Source organism: Rhodobacter sp. NSM (assembly GCF_052244495.1).
GTDB lineage: Bacteria > Pseudomonadota > Alphaproteobacteria > Rhodobacterales > Rhodobacteraceae > Cereibacter_A.
This window is the reverse complement of record NZ_JBQPXH010000001.1, coordinates 392,853-412,889: the sequence shown is the minus strand read 5'-3', so window position 1 is coordinate 412,889 and position 20,037 is coordinate 392,853. Positions and strand designations below refer to the sequence as shown.

General features: G+C 68.3%; 25 protein-coding genes. 8 read left to right on the top strand and 17 right to left on the bottom strand.

All coding sequences use genetic code 11. The annotated features are described in order from the left end of the window. Window positions 1-9: 9 nt before the first annotated feature. The 17 genes from ACTVZP_RS01935 to fabG all read right to left on the bottom strand — a co-directional run bounded on the left by ACTVZP_RS01935 (window position 10) and on the right by fabG (window position 12,211). Entirely contained in the window at window positions 10-660 is a 651-nt protein-coding gene (locus ACTVZP_RS01935) for a phage tail tape measure protein (RefSeq protein ID WP_443210391.1), read from the bottom strand. Then, on the bottom strand, window positions 653-853 hold the full coding sequence (locus ACTVZP_RS01930; RefSeq protein ID WP_443210390.1) for a rcc01693 family protein: 201 nt from the start codon (window positions 851-853) through the stop codon (window positions 653-655). The genes ACTVZP_RS01935 and ACTVZP_RS01930 overlap by 8 nt, the downstream gene beginning before the upstream one ends. A 1-nt stretch (window position 854) precedes the next feature. Continuing rightward, window positions 855-1,172, bottom strand: coding sequence for a gene transfer agent family protein (locus tag ACTVZP_RS01925; RefSeq protein WP_443210389.1), 318 nt, complete (start codon window positions 1,170-1,172; stop codon window positions 855-857). After that, entirely contained in the window at window positions 1,172-1,585 is a 414-nt protein-coding gene (locus ACTVZP_RS01920) for a phage major tail protein, TP901-1 family (RefSeq protein WP_443210388.1), read from the bottom strand. Before ACTVZP_RS01920 ends, ACTVZP_RS01925 begins: the two co-directional genes overlap by 1 nt. A gap of 31 nt (window positions 1,586-1,616) precedes the next feature. Then, on the bottom strand, window positions 1,617-2,015 hold the full coding sequence (locus ACTVZP_RS01915) for a DUF3168 domain-containing protein (RefSeq protein ID WP_443210387.1): 399 nt from the start codon (window positions 2,013-2,015) through the stop codon (window positions 1,617-1,619). Continuing rightward, window positions 2,012-2,347, bottom strand: a complete 336-nt coding sequence (locus ACTVZP_RS01910) for a head-tail adaptor protein (protein WP_443210386.1) — start codon at window positions 2,345-2,347, stop codon at window positions 2,012-2,014. The genes ACTVZP_RS01915 and ACTVZP_RS01910 overlap by 4 nt, the downstream gene beginning before the upstream one ends. Then, window positions 2,347-2,946, bottom strand: a complete 600-nt coding sequence (locus ACTVZP_RS01905; RefSeq protein WP_443210385.1) for a head-tail connector protein — start codon at window positions 2,944-2,946, stop codon at window positions 2,347-2,349. Before ACTVZP_RS01905 ends, ACTVZP_RS01910 begins: the two co-directional genes overlap by 1 nt. Window positions 2,947-3,037: 91 nt before the next feature. After that, window positions 3,038-4,234: a phage major capsid protein gene (locus ACTVZP_RS01900; protein ID WP_443210384.1), complete on the bottom strand. Its 1,197-nt coding sequence runs from the start codon at window positions 4,232-4,234 to the stop codon at window positions 3,038-3,040. Window positions 4,235-4,266: 32 nt separating this feature from the next. Next, complete coding sequence (locus ACTVZP_RS01895) at window positions 4,267-4,830, bottom strand: HK97 family phage prohead protease (protein ID WP_443210383.1); 564 nt, start codon at window positions 4,828-4,830, stop codon at window positions 4,267-4,269. Window positions 4,831-4,834: 4 nt separating this feature from the next. After that, window positions 4,835-5,068: a GTA head formation protein, RCAP_rcc01685 family gene (locus tag ACTVZP_RS01890; RefSeq protein WP_137457894.1), complete on the bottom strand. Its 234-nt coding sequence runs from the start codon at window positions 5,066-5,068 to the stop codon at window positions 4,835-4,837. Between the two features lies 1 nt (window position 5,069). Further along, window positions 5,070-6,236, bottom strand: a complete 1,167-nt coding sequence (locus ACTVZP_RS01885) for a phage portal protein (protein WP_443210382.1) — start codon at window positions 6,234-6,236, stop codon at window positions 5,070-5,072. Between the two features lie 82 nt (window positions 6,237-6,318). Beyond that, on the bottom strand, window positions 6,319-7,617 hold the full coding sequence (locus tag ACTVZP_RS01880; protein ID WP_443210381.1) for a DNA-packaging protein: 1,299 nt from the start codon (window positions 7,615-7,617) through the stop codon (window positions 6,319-6,321). Continuing rightward, window positions 7,610-7,927 carry a hypothetical protein gene (locus tag ACTVZP_RS01875; protein ID WP_443210380.1) on the bottom strand — a complete coding sequence of 106 codons (318 nt, stop codon included), beginning with the start codon at window positions 7,925-7,927 and terminating at the stop codon, window positions 7,610-7,612. The genes ACTVZP_RS01880 and ACTVZP_RS01875 overlap by 8 nt, the downstream gene beginning before the upstream one ends. 196 nt (window positions 7,928-8,123) lie before the next feature. Then, window positions 8,124-9,302, bottom strand: a complete 1,179-nt coding sequence (mltG, locus tag ACTVZP_RS01870) for an endolytic transglycosylase MltG (protein WP_443210379.1) — start codon at window positions 9,300-9,302, stop codon at window positions 8,124-8,126. Beyond that, window positions 9,302-10,564, bottom strand: coding sequence for a beta-ketoacyl-ACP synthase II (fabF, locus tag ACTVZP_RS01865; protein ID WP_443210378.1), 1,263 nt, complete (start codon window positions 10,562-10,564; stop codon window positions 9,302-9,304). The genes mltG and fabF overlap by 1 nt, the downstream gene beginning before the upstream one ends. A 497-nt stretch (window positions 10,565-11,061) precedes the next feature. Next, on the bottom strand, window positions 11,062-11,295 hold the full coding sequence (locus ACTVZP_RS01860; protein ID WP_002719616.1) for an acyl carrier protein: 234 nt from the start codon (window positions 11,293-11,295) through the stop codon (window positions 11,062-11,064). A gap of 178 nt (window positions 11,296-11,473) precedes the next feature. After that, on the bottom strand, window positions 11,474-12,211 hold the full coding sequence (fabG, locus tag ACTVZP_RS01855; protein ID WP_443210377.1) for a 3-oxoacyl-[acyl-carrier-protein] reductase: 738 nt from the start codon (window positions 12,209-12,211) through the stop codon (window positions 11,474-11,476). Between the two features lie 360 nt (window positions 12,212-12,571). Between fabG and alr the strand changes: the two genes are divergently transcribed. The 8 genes from alr (at window position 12,572) to ACTVZP_RS01815 (ending at window position 20,032) form a co-directional block, all read left to right on the top strand. After that, complete coding sequence (alr, locus tag ACTVZP_RS01850) at window positions 12,572-13,621, top strand: alanine racemase (protein ID WP_443210376.1); 1,050 nt, start codon at window positions 12,572-12,574, stop codon at window positions 13,619-13,621. Continuing rightward, the gene (locus tag ACTVZP_RS01845) at window positions 13,618-14,400 is read left to right on the top strand and encodes an MlaE family ABC transporter permease (RefSeq protein WP_443210375.1); all 783 of its coding nucleotides are present in this window, start codon (window positions 13,618-13,620) and stop codon (window positions 14,398-14,400) included. The genes alr and ACTVZP_RS01845 overlap by 4 nt, the downstream gene beginning before the upstream one ends. After that, window positions 14,397-15,143 carry an ABC transporter ATP-binding protein gene (locus tag ACTVZP_RS01840; protein WP_443210374.1) on the top strand — a complete coding sequence of 249 codons (747 nt, stop codon included), beginning with the start codon at window positions 14,397-14,399 and terminating at the stop codon, window positions 15,141-15,143. Before ACTVZP_RS01845 ends, ACTVZP_RS01840 begins: the two co-directional genes overlap by 4 nt. A 1-nt stretch (window position 15,144) precedes the next feature. Next, window positions 15,145-15,570 (top strand): paraquat-inducible protein A, encoded by a 426-nt coding sequence (locus ACTVZP_RS01835; protein ID WP_443210373.1) that lies wholly within the window; start codon window positions 15,145-15,147, stop codon window positions 15,568-15,570. A gap of 169 nt (window positions 15,571-15,739) precedes the next feature. Then, window positions 15,740-17,098, top strand: a complete 1,359-nt coding sequence (radA, locus tag ACTVZP_RS01830; protein ID WP_443210372.1) for a DNA repair protein RadA — start codon at window positions 15,740-15,742, stop codon at window positions 17,096-17,098. Window positions 17,099-17,116: 18 nt separating this feature from the next. Beyond that, on the top strand, window positions 17,117-17,710 hold the full coding sequence (locus ACTVZP_RS01825; protein ID WP_443210371.1) for a CvpA family protein: 594 nt from the start codon (window positions 17,117-17,119) through the stop codon (window positions 17,708-17,710). Window positions 17,711-17,794: 84 nt separating this feature from the next. Further along, window positions 17,795-19,255 (top strand): amidophosphoribosyltransferase, encoded by a 1,461-nt coding sequence (gene purF, locus ACTVZP_RS01820; protein ID WP_443210370.1) that lies wholly within the window; start codon window positions 17,795-17,797, stop codon window positions 19,253-19,255. Between the two features lie 111 nt (window positions 19,256-19,366). Beyond that, on the top strand, window positions 19,367-20,032 hold the full coding sequence (locus tag ACTVZP_RS01815) for an SDR family oxidoreductase (protein ID WP_443210369.1): 666 nt from the start codon (window positions 19,367-19,369) through the stop codon (window positions 20,030-20,032). Window positions 20,033-20,037: the final 5 nt, after the last annotated feature.

Below are 20,037 nucleotides of genomic sequence, written 5' to 3'. Positions count from 1 at the left end.
TGCCTCCCCCTATCCGTTCCGCTGCCCGCGCGAGAGCATCCGGCTCACTTGTGCGGCGATCTGGCCTCGGCTGCGTTCAAAACCCCGCACGTCGGGCGTGGCCACGTTCATCACAACCTGGACGGCGCGCCCGCCGCCCGCCTGAACGCCGAGCCGCCCGTCCGCACCGCGCGCAAGAGGCAGGATGGCTTCGGGCCCCGCCTCGCCCATCAGGCCCGTGGCGCCGCGAAGGGGAAAGGCGGTCGCACCCGCGACCACGCCTCCGCGCGCAAAGGGCATCACCCTTCCCTGCGAGAAGGCCGCCCCTTCCGAGAAGGGCAGAAGCCCGCCGAGGATCGAGTTGAGCCCGTTCGCGACGAAGCCTGACACCGCATCCTGCACCGGCCTCATCGCCACCGAATACACCGTGCGCGAGATCGACTGGGCAAGGCCCTGCATGGCATCCGACAATTTCATGCCATCAAAGACCACGCCCTCGAACGCATGTCGCAGGCCGGTGCCGACCCCGCTGGACAGACGGTCGACTTCGCGGCTGGTGAACAGCATCGAGTCCCGCATCCGCGCAAGCTCGGCTTCGAAGGCGGCGGTCATCCCGGCGGCACCTCCCAAGGTGGTCTCGAGCGCGGCCACCTGATCCTCGAGCGTTTCCATGTCAGCCATCATCCCGCTCCTTTTGCAGGTCCGGATAGGCGCGCAGCAGTTCCTGCAGCCGCGCACGCGACAGGGGCGGCGACGCGGCCGCCCCCAGCATGATCCTCAGTTCGGCCGGCGTCAGGCGCCAGAACTCCTCGGGCGAAAGCCGCAGACCCTGGATGCCTGCTCGCAGGAGCGCGGGCCAGTCCAGCCCACTCATCTCAGTCCTCGGGAAGCGCGAAGGCCCGCGCGAGAAGCTCCGCCGCTGCTCGGGCCGCACCGAGCGGACCGCCGCCCACATCCGCATGCCGGAGATCCTCTGCCGAGCCCTGCCACCCTCCTCCGCGCAGCCCCGCCACCAGCACGGCAAGCACGTCTCGGGCCGAAAAGGATCGCCGCTCGAAGCGCTCCGCGAGGGAGATCAGACTGTCCGCGCCCAGTCCGGCTTCCAGTTCCGCAAGCGCTCCCAGCGTGAGCTTGCCGCTGTGGCACCGGCCATCGAGCCAGATCTCCACTTCCCCCGTCCATGGATTGGCCATCAGAGCGCCGTGAAGATCAGCTTGCCCGCCGAGGCGAGGGTCATCTCGTAGGTGGCCTCGCCATTGTGGCTGCCAGCATATTCGATGCCGGAGATCAGGAAGGGGCCCTCGACAATCCCGAAGCTCGGAATGACCACCTGAAACCGCGGTGCCTCGCCGGCGAAGAAGAGGGCTCGCGCCCGTTCGTCGGTCTCGGCGTCGCGAAAGACGCCCGACCCCGATATCGAGGCTGACTTCACGCCGGCCCCTGCCAGAAGTTCGCGCCAGCCGCCCTGACTTTCGAGCGAAGTCACGTCCACGGTCTCCGCGTTGAAGCTGATGCGCGTTGCCCGAAGGCCCGCCATCGTCTCGAACCCGCCGCCGCCGGTGAGGTCCACCTTGACCAGCAGGTCCTTTCCATTCTGCACGCCCATGCGTTTTCTCCTTGATGTCAGGCGCCCGCGTTCAGTCCTCGATCCTCGCGCGGAATGTCATGTCGATCCGTCGCGCGCTGCCCGAGCCGAGCCGGCGCGCCGCCGCCCTCAGGAAACGCAATCCCACGAGCCGCCCGCGCGCCAATTCGAGCGGGGCGTCCACCAGTGCATCCGAGATCGTCCCGGCGATCCGCTTGGCACCAAGGAAGCCGGCTGCCTCCGATATCACGCTGACGGTAAAGCGGTGTTCGGTACCGCCACCTGTTCCGTCCGATGCGTCCCGCACGTCCTCGGGGCCAATCAGGACCCAGGTGCCGCGACCGCCTGCCTGCGGAACCGCATCGTGAAGCGGCACTCCCGAAAGCTCCGGCCATGTGGCGAGCCGCTGAAAGAGGGCCGCCTGAAGAGCGGCCGCGCCGCCATAGCTCATGCCGGATCCTCCTCGCGCGCGAAGCAGGTGAGGTAGCGGCCGCCCGCGTCCTTTTCGGTCACGGCAAGGATCGGATAGGTCCGTCTGCCCTCCCGAAACCTCTGCCCCGCTTCCGGCCGCGCCATCGATCCCATCGGCGACGCCCGCACCGTGATCCTGAGAGGCACCGACCCCACGGGAATTTCCACGGCTGCCACCTCGCGACCCGTCCCGCCCTCGATCCGGGCCCAGAGCGTGCCGAGACCGGCCCAGGCAACGAGACTGCCGCCCGCACCGTCGTCCTCGGCGAGCGGAGCCTCGAGCACCAGCCTGCGGTTGAGCATCTCGCGCATCATGCGGCTCCTCCGCCGAGGACGCGCACCGTCCGCCAGCGCTCGATCAGGCCGGTGACGCATACGGGCAAGCCGCCCCCACCGGTTCCCGGCTCGTAACGGTTCTCGTAGAACTCGGCGGCGAGCAGCATCACCGCCAGAGAGAGATCCGACGGGATGTCGGACCATCTCGGGCCGAAGCCCGCCTCGAAGAGGATCTCGATCCGCCCGTCGTCCGGCACGGTCGGCAGCAGTGCCACCCGTGGCATCAGCTTGGGACGATGCTGGTCCCGCACGAGCCGCCACAGGCTGGGCGCTACCGGCAGCATGCGTTCCGCCCCGTCAACCAGAGTGACAGAGACCACTTCGCTTACCGGTGCCACCGGCAGTGCCTGCGCCTCCTCGGTGCGCCAGTCGTCGAGCACCATCAGGAAGCGATGCGAAAGCAGCACCTTGCCAGTGCGCCCTTCGATGCTCGTCATCGCAGCGCGAAGGACTCGGGCGAGCAGGCCGTCCTGCAGCCCCTCATCGGCAAACCCGCTGCCGAGACGCAGATGCTCCTTCATCTCGGCAATCGGCAAGGAGCCGTCCGGTACCGGCGTCTGCTCGATCAACATCATGGAAAGACCTCCGAAAACCCGAGGGAGGCGCACGCCGGAAGGCCGGCGCGCGCCCGCCGCCCCACGCGGGGGCGGCATTGCGCGATGCCCGTCAGGACACCGCGATCTTCAGCAGCTTGATGGCCGCATAATCCGTGACGTCGCCGCCGACCCGCTTGGTCGCGTAGAAGAGAACGTGCGGCTTGGCCGAGAAGGGATCGCGCAGAACCCGAACCTCCGGACGCTCGGCGATGGTGTAGCCAGCCGCAAAGTCGCCGAATGCGATGGCATAGGCACCCGCGGCGATGTCCGGCATGTCCTCGCAGAGCAGCACCGGATAGCCCATCAGCCGCGCAGGCTCCGCCGCGGCCAGCCCGTCGGACCAGAGGAACCGGCCATCCGAGTCCTTCATCTTCCGCACCGCGCCCGCCGTCTTGGAATTCATCACGAAGGTCGCATTCGCCCGGTAATCTGCGCCAAGCGAATAGATGAGGCTGATGATGCAGTCGGCCGGGTTCGACGCGAGGAAGTCGCTCGCAGCACCCGACGGGACATAGCCGATGCTGCCCCAGGCCCAGGAGGTGTTGGCCACCTTCGTCGGAGCCAGGAAGCCCCGCGGCTTGTCGGTCCCGTCGCCGCTGACGAAGGCCGCGCTCTCGGCCCGAATGAAGCGCGTCGCGATCTTTCCGGCCAGCCAGCCCTCGACGTCGAAGGCAGAGTCGTCCAGCAGGCGCTGGCTGGCCTTCGGCATCGCCGACAGTTCGTGCAGCTTGATCGAGATCCGCTCGATGGTCGGCGTCGCGCTGTCGCTGATCGCGCTGGTCTCGGTGGCCCAGCCCGAGCCAACCTCCGTCCGGTCGATCAGCACGTCGAAACTCGTGGCCTCGACGTTGACGACACCGGCGATCTGACGGATCGAGGCGGTCGAGACAAGCATCGAGCGGATCGTCTCGGACGTCTGGGGATCGACCAGATAGCCACCGTCGGCGGCGACCGAGGTGGTCATCGCCTTGCCCTCCAGGACGAGACCACGAAGGCCGTCGTCGTCGCCCGAGCGGAGATAGGAGCCGAAGGCCTTCCGGTGCGGCACCTCCTGCTCGGCCGCCGCCGAAAGCGCCGGGCGCCCGTAGGTCATGGTTTTGCGGTCCAGCATGGTCAAACGCTCTTCCTGTTGTTGCAACGCACTCTTCACTTCATCCTGAAAGGATCTGACTTCATTCAGAAACCCGGCCATCGCGGCTTTTGCCTCCATGGCCGGGTCGGGGCCTGCGGACATGCCTGTCCCGGCCCGAGCCCAGGTCTCGGTCATTCTTGTCTTCCTCTGGCTTGTGATCGTTCGGGTCAGGAACAGGAGAGGCTCAGCCGCGCATCCTCGAAGAGCTCGGCAATGTCCCGCCAGTCCAGCTCGTCATGGTCTTCGCCCTTGGAGGCGACACGCGCCTCGGGCAGCATCGGGAAGGTGACGAGCGACACCTCCCACAGCTCGATCTCGGTCAGCACCCGGTGTCCCTTCGTGTCCCGCTCCGCGCGAACGGTGCGGTAGCCGATCGAAAGGCCGTCGATCGCCCCCGCCGCAATCAGCGTGGCGGCCTCGCGGCCCCGGCCGATCTCCGTCAGGATGCGCCCCTTGACCCAGAGGCCCGTCTCGTCCTCGTGCACCTCGTCCCAGACACCGATCACCTCGGCGGGATCGTGCTGCCAGAGCATCTTCACCCGCCGCCCCTGGGACTTCATGGCCTCGAGCGAAACGGCATAGGCCCCCCGCGCCACCACGTCTCCACCATTGTCCGGCCGTCCGAAGATCGATGCATAGCCCTCGATCATCGAACCCTCCGACAGAACGAGCCCGGTCTCGGGCCGGTGGAACTTCCGCTCGGGCGCACCGAACTCGTCTCTCATCCTCATCCGCTCACTCCAAAAGGGCTCGCACGACGGCCTCGGCCCCCTGCATCAGCAGGAAGGCCGCAACACCGTAAAGCCAGAGCCACATCCGCTGCTCCACCCGCTCCAGCCCGTTCTCGATCCGGCCGAGCCGGAAATCGAGCGCGGTCCAGCGCTCTCCTGCGACGCGCTCGTTGGCGTCAATCCTCGCGTGGGCCGCATCGAAACTCTGGAAGAGAAACCGCGAGCCGCCCTGATCCATTTCACCCGCCCTCCGCAATCCTCGGCAGACCAAGGAGCATCCGCTTCTCTGCTTCGGTCAGGAAATCCGCCGCAGCCACGCGCGACCATTGCTGGTCCCGCTCCTCGGCGAGCGCAGGCACCTGGTCGAGGTCCGGTCGCAACTCCACCGCCTCGCCGGTGAATCCCACCAGCCAATGCGAGATCGCGGCCGTGACCTTCGAGGCCAGCGGAAGCACCGTCAGCCGGTAGAAGGCCCGATGCGCCTCCTGATAATTCGCGTAGGTCGCCTCGCCCGGTATTCCGAGCAGCATCGGCGGCACCCCGAAGGCGATGGCGATCTCGCGCGCCGCGGCCTCCTTCGTCGTGTGGAACTCCATGTCCGAGGGCGAGAAACCCATCGGCTTCCAGTCGAGCCCGCCTTCCAGCAGCATCGGCCTTCCGGCGTTCCTCGCGCCCTGATGGTTGGCTTCGATCTCGCCCACCAGCCGGTCGTATTGCTCTGCCGAGAGCGAACCCTGTCCATCCGCTCCGCGATAGACGATGGCTCCGGACGGGCGCGCGGCGTTGTCCAGCAGCGCCTTGGACCAGGCGGACGCCGCCACATGCACGTCGAGCGCCACGGCGGCTGCCTGCAGCGGCGAGAAGCCGTAGTGATCGTCCTGCGGGTGAAAGGTCCTGATATGGCAGATCGGCCTTTCGCCGGTCATGTCGAAGCGGATCCGCCGCCCGCCAACCGAGTAGTCATAGGCCACGGGCCAGCCATCCGGCCCCGGAACAAGGCTCATCCGGTCCGAGCGCAACAGATGCAGTTCTCCCGGCAGCCGCGACAGGCCCGGCACCGCCTCGAGATAGGCGTTCCCGGTCAGCATGAGCTGGGCATAGAGGGCCTCGAGCAGCTCTGCCCGTCCCTGCAGCGGGTTCGGCCGCGCGATCAGCTCCAGCATCGGGTGGCTGTCGTACCGGCGACCAGCGTCCTGCAGCACCAAGGGCAGGGCCGCAGCCGCCTCCGAGATGAGCTTCACCGAACGGAAGGCGATCGGATTGCCCAGAAACCCGTTGCGCGTCAGCGACACGGTATCCCGCGCGCTCCAGGCCACGCGCCCCGTGCTCCAGCCCATCACCGGGCCGGTGGCCGAGGCCTTGCGCTCGGGCACGGGGGCAGGCTTCCTCAGGAAGTCGAACAGCATCGGCAAGAACTCCTTTGTCGCACGGACATGCGCCATCGCTCCGCGGCAGCGGCCGCGGATCACTCCGCCACGGAAGGCGGTTTCAGAGCAGGCGCATCCTCGGGTTGATCCAGGCCCGCGCGGGCTCGATCATCAGGTCGGTCAGCGCCCAGACCAGCGCATCCATCCGGTCCGGCGAGCCGCGGCCCTCAAAGCCGCGCAGCGTCATCCGGCACATCTGGTCCTCAAGCTCACCCAGCCCCCGCAGGTGCCGCACCCGTCCCTGCTCGTAAAGCGCCGCCACGGGCTCGGCCCGCGCAGCCTTCCCGCGCGAGGCATGGACGGCACGGAACGGCACCAGAGGATCGATCTGACGGATGACCGCCTCGACGAGATCCCCGCCCTGGTTCACCTCGGCGACAAGCCGGTCTGCATCATGCCGACGCATGGCCTCGAGTGCCGCGCGTGCCCACCGATCGGGGCTCGCAGCACGGACGGAGGCATCTTCCAGCACCACAGCTTCCCAGTCCTGCGGAGGTCCACCCATGCGCGCGCCCACGACCACGATTCCGCATTCGTCCGACCCCTCGTGCCCGGTCACCGGCGGATCGACCGCCACCACGGTCCGGTCGAGCGGCCCGGCCTTGTCCGTCCGCAGCGCCTCGATCTGCTCCGTGGTCCAGAGCGCGCCTTCCGAATCCTCCAGCAGCTGCCCTTCCAGTTCCTGTCGTCCAAGCCGCGTGCCGTCGTAACGGGCGTGAACCTCCTCGAGGAAGGACCGCGCGAGATAGGCCCGGTTGGCCTCCGTCGGCGCGTGGGTGACCACCGTCGAGGGATTGTCGAGGATGTGACGCAGCACCGGCACGTTGCGGGGCGTCGTCGTCACCACCTGCCGAGGCTGGTCTCCCAGCCGCAGCGAGAACTGCAACATGTCCCAAGCTTCCTCCGAATGCGCCCATTTCGCCAGTTCGTCGGCCCAGGCGGCGTCGAACTGCGGACCGCGGAGGCTCTCGGGATCATGCGCCGAGAAGACCTGCGCCACCGCGCCATTGGGCCAGACAAGGCGCCTTCGTCCCGCCTCCCATTCCGGCCGCCGGTCCGGCGGCGAGCAGGCGAGGATGCCGCTCTCGCCGAAGACCATGACTTCCCGCGCCTGGTCGATGGTCTCGCCCACCAGCGCCACATGGCGCGACCGACCCGGATCGCCGGGCTTTGCACCTTCCACCTCGGATCGCACCCATTCGGCACCCGCCCGCGTCTTGCCGGCGCCGCGGCCGCCCATCACCACCCAGCTCTTCCAGCTGCCCACGGGAGGAAGCTGGTGCGGTAACGCCCAGAACTCGAACATCCAGGGCAGCGACAGAAGCGCGTTCGCGCTCAACTGCCCGAGAAACTCATCCACAATGGCCGGCGTCGCGGAGGCGAGCCAGGCGGCGCCCGATCTCAACTCTGGCCGCCTCGAAGTCGAGGGCGTAGTCGTGCACGATGCCGCCCGCGGTTCTGCGTAGCTTTTCAACCCTCGCCCTCTCATCCATCACCAGTTGAAGTGCGGCCTTCAGGTCCTTCACCGCCTGAACGGCGGCGCGAACTTCCTCGGTCCGGCCCTCCGACAGCTTCCTGCGGGCGCGGACGAGATCCTCGGCCGCCTCGCGATAAAGCTCCTCCGTCTCCGCCAGCAGATCCACCGGCGGGGGTTTGTTGACGATCGTCATGCGCTGCTGCTTCCGCCTCCCGAGGTTCGACCGGCCAAAGGAAAAGCGGCCCCGGGTTGCCCCGTGCCGCTTGCCCACCTCTTCCAGCTTGTCACAAGGGATACAACGGACCGCGCGCCAAGTCAAGCGGAAAACCGTTCCCAATCAAACACTTATCGACCGATGCGTTAACGCCTTGTCAAGAGTCTCCGCAACCTCACTCGCCCTGGATGCCGACCGGCGGCGGCATCCCGCGCTCGGCCTCGATCTTCCGCCAGGCGGCGACATTGCGGTTGTGCTCGGCCAAAGTCGCCGCAAAGGCGTGTCCGCCGCTGCCATCCGCCACGAAATAGAGGTAGTCCGTCTTGGCCGGGGCGAGCGCCGCTTCGATCGACAGGCGCCCGGGATTGGCGATGGGCGTCGGCGGCAGGCCCTCGATCACATAGGTGTTGTAGTCGGTCCGGCGACGCAGCTCGCTCTGACGCAATCCGCGCCCCAGCGCGCCCTTGCCCTCGGTGATGCCGTAGATGACCGTGGGGTCGGTCTGCAGACGCATACCCTTCGCAAGGCGGTTGACGAAGACGCTCGCCACCTGCGGGCGTTCGCTCGAAATGCCCGTCTCCTTCTCGACGATGCTCGCCATGATCATCGCCTCTTCCTGCGTGTCGTAGGGCAGGTCCGGCGCGCGCGCGGCCCAGAGCTCGGCGATGATGCGCGCCTGACGCTCCTGCATCTGCGCAAGCAGCTCCGAGCGATCATCGCCCCGCGCCACCTCGTAGCTGTCGGGCGCAAGCGAACCCTCGGGCGGAACCTCCTCGACCTTGCCGGCCAGGAAGTCAGCCTTGCGCAGGCTCTCCACCACCTGCCAGCTCGTCACACCCTCGGCGAGCGTCACGCGCCAGCGCAAGTCGCCCTGTTCCGCCGCTTCGGCATAGGCGGCCGGCGCCTCACCCTCGCCCGGGACGAACTTCGCCACCTCTTCGTACCGGCCTGCAGCCGCGTCGAACTCGCGCAGGATGATCTCGGCCGCCACGACGCCGATGCGGTAGTTCACCTCACGCCCGCAGGTCGACTGTCCGCCCGCCGTCAGGATATCGAGGATCTGCGCCATCGAGGCGCCCGCCGGCAGCAGGTAGCTGCCGAACTTCAGCCCGGCGGCCTTGTCGGAATAGTCGGCACCGATCCGGAAGATCCGCGCATCGCTCACCGCGCCCTCCGACTCGAGCCGCCGACTGACCGCCGAGAGCGAGTCGCCCCGCTCGACCCGCAGGCAGACCGGCTCGGCAAGCGGGCCGGAGCCTGTGAATTCCTGACGTCCCCAGGCGAGAAGCCCCGCCGCCGCAACCAGCACCACGATGAACAGCGTCAGGGCATTGGAGGCGACGGAGCGCCACATCACGAAGCCACCTTCCCGAGGACCAGCGAGGCATTCGTGCCGCCGAACCCGAAGGAGTTCGACAGCGCCACATCGATCTTCCGCGGCCGCGCCGCCTTGGGCGCGAGGTCGATCTTCGCCTCGACCGACGGATTTTCGAGGTTCAGCGTGGGCGGCGCGACCTGATCGCGGATCGCCAGCGTGCAGAAGATCGCCTCGACGGCGCCAGCCGCGCCCAGAAGGTGCCCGATGCTCGATTTCGTCGAGGACATGGTGGCGCCGGCCGCGGCATCGCCCAGCAGACGCTCGACCGCGCCAAGCTCGATCACGTCGGCCATCGTCGAGGTGCCATGCGCGTTTATGTAGTCGATGGCCGAGGGGTCGAGGCCCGCGCGCTTCAGGGCCATGGTCATCGAGCGGAACCCGCCGTCGCCGTCCTCGGACGGGGCGGTGATGTGGTAGGCATCCCCCGACAGGCCGTAGCCCAGCACCTCGGCATAGATCTTCGCGCCGCGGGCCCGCGCATGCTCGTATTCCTCGAGCACGACGACACCGGCGCCCTCGCCCATGACGAAACCGTCGCGGTCCGCATCCCACGGCCGCGAGGCCGCCTCAGGCTCGTTGCCGCGCTTGGTCGAGAGCGCCTTGCAGGCATTGAAGCCAGCAATGCCGATCTCGGAGATCGGGCTTTCGGCACCGCCCGCCAGCATCACGTCGGCATCGCCAAGCTGGATCAGCCGTGCCGCGTCGCCGATCGCATGGGCGCCCGTCGAACAAGCGGTGACGACCGCGTGGTTCGGCCCCTTGTAGCCGAAGCGGATCGAGACCTGCCCCGAGGCGAGGTTGATCAGCGCCGAGGGGATGAAGAACGGCGAGACACGCTTCGGCCCCTTCTCCCGGATGAGCACGGCCGTATCGGCGATGGCCGAAAGTCCACCAATGCCCGAGCCGATCATGACGCCGGTGCGGCAGCGCTCTTCCTCGGTCTGCGGCATCCAGCCGGAGTCGCTCACCGCCTGATCGGCCGCCGCCATGGCGTAGAGGATGAAGTCGTCGACCTTGCGCCGGTCCTTCGGCTCCATCCAGTCGTCGGCGTTGAAGGTGCCGTCGGATCCGTCGCCCAGCGGGATCTCGCAGGCGTATTGCGTGATCACGTTCGACGTGTCGAACCGGGTGATGAGGCCCGCTCCGGACTTCCCGGCCAGCAGGCGCTTCCAGGTCTCCTCGACGCCGCAAGCCAGCGGCGTGACCATGCCCAGCCCCGTGACAACCACTCGACGCATGCCATGACTCCTCTGCCAGCCCCTGCAGGGGCCCTTGTGGCTTGGGGTCTTACACGCGGCCACCGCCCTTCGCAACAAGCGGAGCCGCGGCCATGCGCCCGTCCGCCGGCATCTCGAGGGCGTGCCGCGCGAGGGGGCATCGAACCCCCTCGCGCGGCGTTGCCACGGACAAAGCCACTGCCGGTCTCCTGTCCCCGACCTGCCCGCGTCCTGCATCGCCTCCCATGTGCGATCCGCGTCAAGACACGGAGGCTTGGGCACGAGCGCAGCCACGGCGCAAGACGGGACCGGCGTGGCGGCCTTCCACCGGCCGGCCGTCCCGAGACGGCAGCAGCCCCTTCCCCGGCAGGGCCGGCTGCGGGGGTTCGATGCCCCCGCAGCCGGCACCCCCGCTTCATGCACCCGCTCTCACGCGTCGCGCCCAAATGAGAAAACCCCCGCCGAGCCGGGCTCGACGGGGGTTCTATGTCCCGGACTTCACTTCGTCCGGCGAAAGCTCAGGCGGCTTCCGAGATGAACTTCACCGCATCGCCAAAGGTCTGGATGGTCTCGGCCGCATCGTCCGGGATCTCGATGCCGAACTCTTCCTCGAAGGCCATCACGAGCTCGACCGTGTCGAGGCTGTCCGCGCCGAGGTCGTCGATGAACGAGGCGTTCTCGGTCACCTTTTCCTCTTCGACGCCCAGATGCTCGACGACGATCTTCTTCACGCGATCAGCGATGTCGCTCATGTCACTTCCTCATTCGTTGCGGGAGGGTTCCCGGCTCGTTGTCCCTTGCCCCTGCAGGCAACTGGTGCGGTTGGGCCGGCGGCATCAGCCCCGGCAACTCTGACGGGCCTATAGCAAGGCTCCATCGTCAAGGCAAACGCTTTCCCGTGCCGAAAGTGCCGCATCCCCACAGGCAAATTCACAGCATCGCCATGCCGCCGTTCACATGCAGCGTGGCCCCGGTAACATAGCCGGCCTCGACGCTCGAAAGGTAGAGCACGGCGGCCGCGATGTCGCCCGGCTCGCCCATCCGCCCCATCGGCACCTGACCGAGGATCCGCCCCTTCTGCTCGTCGTTCAGCTTGTCCGTCATGGCGGTGGCGATGAAGCCCGGTGCCACCGCATTGACGGTGATCCCGCGGCTCGCCACCTCGGCAGCGAAGCTCTTGGACATGGCCACGACACCCGCCTTCGAGGCCGCGTAATTGGCCTGACCCGGGTTGCCGGTCGCGCCCACGATCGAGGTGATGTTGACGATCCGGCCCCAGCGCGCCTTCATCATGCCGCGCAGGACACCGCGGCAGAGACGGAAGGTCGAGGTCAGGTTCACCTCGATCACCTGCGCCCAGTCCTCGTCCGACATGCGCATGGCCAGCTGGTCGCGGGTGACACCCGCATTGTTGACGAGGATGTCCACCGCGCCCATCGCCTCGGCCGCCCGCTTCGGCAGTGCTTCGACCGCCGCCGCATCGGAGAGGTCGCAGGCCAGGACATGGGCGCGCGCCCCGAGCTCGGCTGCCAGTTCCTCCAGCGGACCGGTCCGCGTGCCCGACAGCGCCACGGTGGCGCCCGCGGCATGGAGCGCGCGGGCGATGCCTCCGCCGATGCCGCCAGACGCGCCGGTGATCAGCGCCGATTTCCCCGTCAGATCGAACATGGCAGGTCTCCTCGCAATGGATTTGCCGCCCTTTATCAGCGGGCGCGCCAGCGCGCCACCCGGCTTCGCCGCCGCGGCAGCGCGACAGGTTGGTCGCCCGTGGCCGATCCGGATCCATGTTGCACCCGCCAGCGGCTCGCGCAGGGGTCCGGCTTCTAAGCTCCTGTCCCATGGGCCTGCCCTCCGGACACCCTCACGACGCCACCCTGCAGGCATCCCGGGCAGCGGGCCTGCGGAGGTCGAACAAGGATGGCACGGCGGGCGCCGCCGGAATGGCCGATCGCGCTTTGGGGGATGATGCGCGGGCATGCAGGGGCTTTCTCCCCTTGACCTCGCGCGCGCAGCGGTGAAAACACCGCCATGGCCACCGCGACCCTCACCATCGACCTGGACGCCATCGCCGCCAACTGGCGCGCGCTCGACCAGATGACCGCCTCCGACTGCCAGACCGGCGCCGTCGTGAAGGCGGATTCCTACGGGCTCGGCGCGGCGAAGGTCGCCCATGCCCTCGCCCGGGCCGGCGCACGGCGCTTCTTCGTCGCGACCTGCGAGGAAGGCGCGGAGGTTCGCCGCACCCTCGGATCCGGCCCTCAGATCTGCGTCTTCTCAGGTCACATGGAGGGCGACACGGCCCTCGTCCGCGACTTCGACCTCACGCCCATGCTGAACTCGATCGAGCAGCTCACCCGGCATTTCGAGACGCTCGGCGGGCAGTCCTTCGGCATCCAGCTCGACACCGGCATGAATCGTCTTGGCCTCGAGCCCGTCGAATGGGAGGCCGTGGCAGCCACCGCCCTCGAAGCGGGTCCCGAACTTCTGATGAGCCACCTCGCCTGTGCAGACGATCCGGATCATCCGATGAACACCGAGCAGCTGCGGGCCTTCCGCGCCATGACCGACGGCACCGGTGTGCCGCGCTCCCTCTCGGCCACCGGCGGCATCCTCCTCGGCGCGGACTGGCACTTCGAACTGACGCGCCCCGGCATCGGCCTCTACGGCGGCCGCCCCTTCGAGGACGCCCGCCCCGTCGTGCGTCTCTCGCTGCCGGTGATCCAGGTGCGCGAGGTCGAGATCGGCGAGCCGGTCGGCTACTCCAACACCTGGATGGCCGAGCATACTTCGACCATCGCAACCGTCGCCGCAGGTTATGCCGACGGGCTGCCCCGCACCCTCTCGTCGAAGGCGACACTCCATGCCGGCCGCGTGCCCTGCCCGCTCGTCGGCCGCGTCTCGATGGACCTGATCACGGTGGACGTGAGCCATCTTCAGGAAGTGCCCGAAACGCTCGACATCCTGGGCCCGCACCAGACGCCCGACGATCTGGCCGACATCGCCGGAACGATCGGCTACGAGATCATGACCAGCCTCGGCCGCCGCTACCAGCGCCGCTACGGGGCCCTCTCGGCGTGAGCCCCGCCGCGCCCATCGCCGCCGTCGGACGGGCGACATTCGCAGCCCTGGCCGCCATCGGCCGCATTGCGCTCTTCGCGGGCGCGATCGTCAGCCACCTGTTTCGCCCACCCTTCTACCCGCGCGAATTCCTGCACGCACTCGTGCAGATCGGCTGGCTCTCGCTGCCGGTCGTTGGCCTGACCGCGATCTTCACCGGCGGCGCGCTCGCGCTCCAGATCTATGCCGGCGGCGCGCGCTTCTCGGCCGAGGCGGTCGTGCCCTCGATCGTCGCTATCGGCATGACGCGCGAACTCGGCCCCGTCCTTGGCGGACTCATGGTCGCGGCCCGCGTCGCTTCTTCCATCGCGGCCGAGATCGGCACCATGAAGGTGACCGAGCAGATCGACGCGCTCGTCACCCTCTCCACGAACCCTCTCAAGTATCTCGCCGTGCCCCGCGTGCTCGCCGCGACGCTCGCCGTCCCGGTCCTCGTGGCCGTCGGCGACTCCATCGGCATCGCCGGGGGCTGGCTTGTGGGCGTCAACCGGCTCGACTTCAACTCCGCCACCTACATCAGGAATACCGTCGAGTTCCTCGAGGTCTGGGACGTGGGCTCGGGCCTCGTGAAGGGTGCGGCCTTCGGCTTCATCGTGGCGCTGATGGGCTGCTATCACGGCATGAATTCCGGCCGTGGCGCACAGGGCGTCGGCCGCGCAACGAAATCCGCCGTCGTGGCGGCCTCCGTCCTGATCCTTGCCGCCAACTACCTGCTGACGGAGGTGTTCTTCACCTCATGATCGAACTGTCCGGCGTCACCAAGCGCTTCGGCGCGAACCAGGTCCTGCGCGGCATCGACCTCCGCGTCGAAAGCAACAGCTCGATGGTCATCATCGGCGGCTCGGGCACGGGCAAGTCCGTGCTGCTCAAGTGCATCCTCGGGCTCGTCACCCCCGATGCGGGCCGGATTCTCCTGAACGACGAAGACGTGACCCGCGCCGAGCGCGACGCCTTCCTCGCCCGCTTCGGGATGCTCTTCCAGGGGGCGGCTCTCTTCGACTCGCTTCATGTGTGGGAGAACGTGGCCTTCCGCCTGCTGCGCGGCGCACAGAAGCGACCCAAGGCCGAGGCGCGCGCGATCGCCATCGAGAAGCTGCGCCGCGTGGGCCTCGGCCCGCAGGTGGCCGACCTTTATCCGGCCGAGCTTTCGGGCGGGATGCAGAAGCGCGTGGGCTTGGCCCGTGCCATTGCAGCCGACCCAGAGATCATCTTCTTCGACGAGCCCACAACCGGCCTCGACCCGATCATGGCAGGCGTCATCAACGACCTCATCCGCGAAATCGTGACCGAGATGGGTGCGACCGCCATGACCATCACCCACGACATGACCTCGGTCCGCGCCATCGCGGACAACGTGGCGATGCTCCACCGCGGCAAGATCCGCTGGACCGGCCCGGTGTCCGAGCTTGACACCACGCCCGACCCTTACGTCCAGCAGTTCATCCACGGCCGAGCCGAAGGCCCGATCGAGGCGCTGCGCTAGGATGCTGCGCGCGGCCAACCTCGCGCTTCTCCTCCTCTTCCCGGTCGCCTGGTTCGCGCCGCTGATGCGGGCGGGAATGCTGCCGCTCTTCGGTCTTTCCGAGATCTCCGTCGTCTCCGGCCTCCAGTCGCTCTGGGGCACCGACGTCGGCCTCGCGCTGCTCGTCACCTTCTTCGCGATCTTCGCGCCCTACCTCAAGACCATCGGCCTCGCGCTCCTCCACGCCCGACTGCTCTCGCCCCGCGTCCTGCCCGCGCTTCACCTGCTGGGAAGGCTCGCGATGGCCGACATCTTCCTGATCGCGCTCTATATCGTGCTCATCAAGGGCGTGGGCCTCGCAACGGTCGAGACCGCCTGGGGCCTCTGGCTCTTCACCGGCTGCATCCTGGCCTCCCTCTCCATCTCCTTCCTGACGCCCGCGCGCTGACCGGCCCTGCGGCGTCTCCTTCCCACACGCTTACCTGCGTAACATCCCGGCGGGCAGGCGGCGCGAGCCGGACCGCCGCCCCTCCTCCCTCGCGCCCGCATTGAACGGCCCTGCGGCAGGCCTCCGCCTGCCCGCTTGCGCCCCCCCGCGCGAGCGGGCAAAAGGCGCCATGGCCAAGTCCTCCCCCGTCTTCACCTGCCAGACCTGCGGCGCCGTCCACCGCAAGTGGGCTGGACGCTGCGACGCCTGCGGCGCCTGGAACTCGATCATAGAGGAAACGCCGCTGTCGAGCGGGCCGAAGGCGCTCGGCTCCAAGGGGCGCACCATCGCGCTGACCGACCTCGCGACCGAGGAGGCGCCGCCGCCGCGGACCTCCTCGGGCATGGACGAGCTTGACCGCGTGCTCGGCGGCGGCCTCGTGCCTGCCTCGGCGATCCTCGTCGGAGGCGACCCGGGCATCGGCAAATCGACCCTCCTTCTCCAGGCTGCCGCAAGCTTCGCCGCCAGCGGCGTGAAGTGCCTCTACATCTCCGGCGAGGAGGCCGCGGCACAGGTGCGGATGCGCGCCCAGCGGCTCGGGCTCGGGCAGGCGCCCGTGGCGCTGGGGGCCGAGACCAACCTGCGCGACATCCTGACCACCCTCGATGCCGAGCGCCCCGCCCTCGCCATCATCGACTCGATCCAGACCATGTGGCTCGACACCGTGGACTCCGCTCCCGGCTCGGTCGCGCAGGTCCGCGCCTCGGCGCACGAACTCGTGACCTTTGCCAAGCGGCGCGGCGTGGCCATCGTCATCGTCGGCCATGTGACGAAGGAGGGCCAGATCGCCGGCCCCCGCGTCGTCGAGCACATGGTCGATACCGTGCTCTATTTCGAGGGCGAGCGCGGCCACCAGTTCCGCATCCTGCGGGCGGTCAAGAACCGCTTCGGGCCGGCCGACGAGATCGGCGTCTTCGAGATGACCGGCGGCGGGCTCGCGCAGGTGGCCAATCCCTCCGCCCTCTTCCTGTCGGACCGCGACCAGCCCGCGCCGGGCTCGGCCGTCTTCGCGGGGATCGAGGGTACCCGCCCCGTCCTCACCGAGATCCAGGCCCTTGTCTCTCCCTCTCCGCTCGGCACACCGCGCCGGACCGTGGTGGGCCTCGACAGCGGCCGGCTCTCGACCATCCTCGCCGTCCTCGAGGCGCGCTGCGGCATCCCTTTCGCGGGCCTCGATGTCTTCCTCAACGTGGCGGGCGGAATGCGCGTCTCCGAGCCTGCCGCCGACCTCGCCGTGGCCGCGGCCCTCGTCTCGGCCCGCGAAGATGTGGCAATTCCGCCCGACATGGTGCTTTTCGGCGAGATCTCCCTCTCGGGTGCCCTCCGCCCGGTGACGCAGACGGAAAGCCGCTTGAAAGAGGCCTCGAAACTTGGTTTCTCGCAGGCAGTTGCGCCGACCCGCTCGAAATTGGGCCAGGACGAGGGGATGCGGGTGCGCCAGATGCCCGACCTCGCGGCATTCGTGGGTGAGATGTTCGGGGCTGGGTAACGCCGAAGGAGCAGGCACATGGAAGGCTTTACCATCATCGACGCCGTGGTCGCGGCCGTCATCGTGCTGTCGGCGATCCTCGCCTACTCGCGCGGGCTAGTGCGCGAGGTCATGGCCATTGCCGGCTGGATCGCGGCGGCGGTCCTCGCCTTCGTCTTCGCGCCGCAGGCCCAGCCGCTGATCAAGGAAATTCCCGTGCTCGGCGACTTCCTCGGCGACAGCTGCGAGCTGTCGATCATCGCCTCCTTCGCCGCCGTCTTCGCGCTCGGACTTGTGATCCTGTCGCTCTTCACGCCCCTCTTCTCCTCCGCGATCCGTAATTCTGCGCTCGGCGGCCTCGACCAGAGCCTCGGCTTCCTCTTCGGCGTCCTGCGAGGCGTGGTGCTCGTGGCGGTGGCGCTGATCGTCTATGACCGAGCCGTGGCCTCCGAAACCATCCCGATGGTCGATAATTCACGCTCGGCCCGCGTCTTCGCCTCGTTCCAGGAGAACATCGACCAGTCGATCCCCTCCGATGCGCCCGGCTGGATCGTTGCCCGCTACGAGCAGCTGGTCAGCAGCTGCGCGCCGCCTGCCGGACAGGCAACTGCGCCCTCGGCACCCGCCAACTGAAAAGCTGCGGCTTTGCGAGGGTGACAGCGGCGTGACAAGCCACTACATGAGGGGCCAATCTCCCCTCGGATTCGGAGCCCTCCCATGCGCCCCTTCCTGAGCCACCCCTTCGACGATGACAAGTTGAAGGAAGAATGCGGCGTTTTCGGTGTCATCGGTGTATCCGACGCGGCCAACTTCGTGGCCCTCGGCATGCACGCCCTGCAGCACCGCGGGCAGGAGGCGGGCGGCATCGTCTCCTACGACCCCGAGCAGGGCTTCAACTCGGCCCGCCGCTTCGGCTACGTCCGGGACAACTTCACCGATCCTGACACGATGGCAACCCTGCCCGGCGCGCTGGCCATCGGGCATGTGCGCTACTCCACTGCCGGTTCGAAGGGCGCCACTGCCATCCGCGACGTGCAGCCCTTCTTCGGCGAGTTCGCCATGGGCGGCGCGGCCATCGCCCACAATGGCAATCTCACGAACGCATCGGCCCTCCGCCGGGAGCTGATCGAGCGCGGCTCGATCTTCCAGTCCTCCTCGGACAGCGAGTGCATCATCCATCTGATGGCGCGCTCGATCCAGAAGAACATCCCCGAGCGGATGAAGGACGCGTTGCGCCGCGTCGAGGGCGCCTTTTCGGTCGTGGCCATGACGCGCACGAAGCTGATCGGTGTCCGCGACCCGCTGGGCGTGCGCCCGCTCGTCATCGGCCGGATCGGCGACGGCTGGGCGCTCTCCTCCGAGACCTGCGGGCTCGACATCATCGGCGCCGAGTTCGTGCGCGAGGTCGAGCCGGGCGAGATGGTGGTGATCGACGAGCGCGGCATCGAGAGCTTTCACCCCTTCGAGCGCCGTGCCGCCCGCTTCTGCATCTTCGAACATGTCTATTTCTCGCGGCCCGACTCGATCCTCGGCGGCCGCTCGGTCTACGAGACGCGGCGCCAGATCGGCGTGGAACTCGCGAAGGAAGCCCCGGTCGAGGCCGACCTCGTCTGCCCCGTGCCCGACTCGGGCACACCGGCCGCCATCGGCTTCAGCCAGGAATCGGGCATCCCCTATGCCATGGGCATCATCCGCAACCAGTACATGGGGCGGACCTTCATCGAGCCGACCGAGCAGATTCGCAACATGGGCGTGCGCCTCAAGCTCAACGTCAACCGCGCGCTCATCAAGGGCAAGCGGGTGATCCTCGTGGACGACTCGGTGGTTCGCGGCACGACGTCGCGCAAGATCAAGGACATGATCCTCGATGCGGGCGCGGCGGAGGTCCATTTCCGCATCGCTTCGCCGCCGACCGCCTGGCCCTGCTTCTACGGCGTGGACACGCCCGAGCGGGCCAAGCTTCTCGCCGCGAACATGTCCGAGGATGAGATGCGCGAATGGATCGGCGTGGATTCGCTCCGTTTCATCTCGCTCGACGGCCTTTACCGCGCCGTCGGCGAGGCAGGAGGCCGGGATGCAAAGGCGCCGCGGTATTGCGACGCCTGCTTCTCGGGCGACTATCCGGTCGCTCCCTCCGACAAGATCGAGCAGGGCTTCGAAATGAAGGCGGCCCAGTAAACCGCCGTCATGGCCCGACCGGCCCCTGCTTGCACCCTCCGGCGTTTCCGGCCATAGGCTGAGGCGCCCGGCCCGGAGCCGTGGCGCAGTTACAGTCGGAAGGCCACGTCGATGAGCACCCTGCCCTCGCCCCGCATCGCCCTCGTTACCGGAGCCTCGCGCGGGCTCGGCACCGCGATCGCCGAGGAACTCGGCGTGGCGGGCTGGCATGTCGTGGCCGTCGCCCGCACCACCGGTGGGCTCGAGGACATGGACGACCGCATCCAGGGCCGCCGCCCCGGCTCAGAGCCCGCGACGCTCGCGCCGATGGATGTGACCAACGATGACGCCATGCGCCACCTCTGCCGCTCGATCTATGACCGCTGGGGCGCGGTGCACCTCTGGGTTCATGCCGCGGTGCATGCGGCCCCCCTGTGCCCGACCGGCCACCTGGATCCGAAGGACTGGGACAAGTCCATCGCGACGAACGTCCGCGCCACCGGCCTCCTGATCCCCATGGTCGAGCCGCTGCTGCGCGCGGGCCAGGGTACGGCCCTCTTCTTCGACGACCCCCGCGGCGGCGAGCCGTTCTTCGGCGCCTATGGCGCGACCAAGGCCGCTCAGATGGCGCTTGTCCGCAGCTGGCAGGCCGAGACCCGCAAGATCGGCCCCCGCGTGCTGATCGAGACTCCGAACCCGCTTCCGACGGCGACACGCGGCCGGTTCTTCCCGGGCGAGGATCGCGACAAGCTCACCGACATCCACAGCGAGGCGCAGCGCATCCTCGCGCTTCTTTAGCCGGA

Bases quoted from the DNA above. Each gene is read 5' to 3' on its own strand.
- ACTVZP_RS01915 (WP_443210387.1), bottom strand. From the start codon at position 2,015: ATGAGCTATGGCGGCGCGGCCGCTCTTCAGGCGGCCCTCTTTCAGCGG.
- ACTVZP_RS01860 (WP_002719616.1), bottom strand. From the start codon at position 11,295: ATGAGCGACATCGCTGATCGCGTGAAGAAGATCGTCGTCGAGCATCTG.
- ACTVZP_RS01825 (WP_443210371.1), top strand. From the start codon at position 17,117: ATGGAAGGCTTTACCATCATCGACGCCGTGGTCGCGGCCGTCATCGTG.
- ACTVZP_RS01815 (WP_443210369.1), top strand. From the start codon at position 19,367: ATGAGCACCCTGCCCTCGCCCCGCATCGCCCTCGTTACCGGAGCCTCG.
- mltG (WP_443210379.1), bottom strand. From the start codon at position 9,302: ATGTGGCGCTCCGTCGCCTCCAATGCCCTGACGCTGTTCATCGTGGTG.
- ACTVZP_RS01895 (WP_443210383.1), bottom strand. From the start codon at position 4,830: ATGAGGATGAGAGACGAGTTCGGTGCGCCCGAGCGGAAGTTCCACCGG.
- alr (WP_443210376.1), top strand. From the start codon at position 12,572: ATGGCCACCGCGACCCTCACCATCGACCTGGACGCCATCGCCGCCAAC.
- fabF (WP_443210378.1), bottom strand. From the start codon at position 10,564: ATGCGTCGAGTGGTTGTCACGGGGCTGGGCATGGTCACGCCGCTGGCT.
- radA (WP_443210372.1), top strand. From the start codon at position 15,740: ATGGCCAAGTCCTCCCCCGTCTTCACCTGCCAGACCTGCGGCGCCGTC.
- ACTVZP_RS01925 (WP_443210389.1), bottom strand. From the start codon at position 1,172: ATGGCCAATCCATGGACGGGGGAAGTGGAGATCTGGCTCGATGGCCGG.
- ACTVZP_RS01930 (WP_443210390.1), bottom strand. From the start codon at position 853: ATGAGTGGGCTGGACTGGCCCGCGCTCCTGCGAGCAGGCATCCAGGGT.
- ACTVZP_RS01905 (WP_443210385.1), bottom strand. From the start codon at position 2,946: ATGATGTTGATCGAGCAGACGCCGGTACCGGACGGCTCCTTGCCGATT.
- ACTVZP_RS01910 (WP_443210386.1), bottom strand. From the start codon at position 2,347: ATGCGCGAGATGCTCAACCGCAGGCTGGTGCTCGAGGCTCCGCTCGCC.
- ACTVZP_RS01875 (WP_443210380.1), bottom strand. From the start codon at position 7,927: ATGACGATCGTCAACAAACCCCCGCCGGTGGATCTGCTGGCGGAGACG.
- purF (WP_443210370.1), top strand. From the start codon at position 17,795: ATGCGCCCCTTCCTGAGCCACCCCTTCGACGATGACAAGTTGAAGGAA.
- ACTVZP_RS01900 (WP_443210384.1), bottom strand. From the start codon at position 4,234: ATGACCGAGACCTGGGCTCGGGCCGGGACAGGCATGTCCGCAGGCCCC.
- ACTVZP_RS01920 (WP_443210388.1), bottom strand. From the start codon at position 1,585: ATGGGCGTGCAGAATGGAAAGGACCTGCTGGTCAAGGTGGACCTCACC.
- ACTVZP_RS01890 (WP_137457894.1), bottom strand. From the start codon at position 5,068: ATGGATCAGGGCGGCTCGCGGTTTCTCTTCCAGAGTTTCGATGCGGCC.
- ACTVZP_RS01840 (WP_443210374.1), top strand. From the start codon at position 14,397: ATGATCGAACTGTCCGGCGTCACCAAGCGCTTCGGCGCGAACCAGGTC.
- ACTVZP_RS01885 (WP_443210382.1), bottom strand. From the start codon at position 6,236: ATGCTGTTCGACTTCCTGAGGAAGCCTGCCCCCGTGCCCGAGCGCAAG.
- ACTVZP_RS01935 (WP_443210391.1), bottom strand. From the start codon at position 660: ATGGCTGACATGGAAACGCTCGAGGATCAGGTGGCCGCGCTCGAGACC.
- fabG (WP_443210377.1), bottom strand. From the start codon at position 12,211: ATGTTCGATCTGACGGGGAAATCGGCGCTGATCACCGGCGCGTCTGGC.
- ACTVZP_RS01835 (WP_443210373.1), top strand. From the start codon at position 15,145: ATGCTGCGCGCGGCCAACCTCGCGCTTCTCCTCCTCTTCCCGGTCGCC.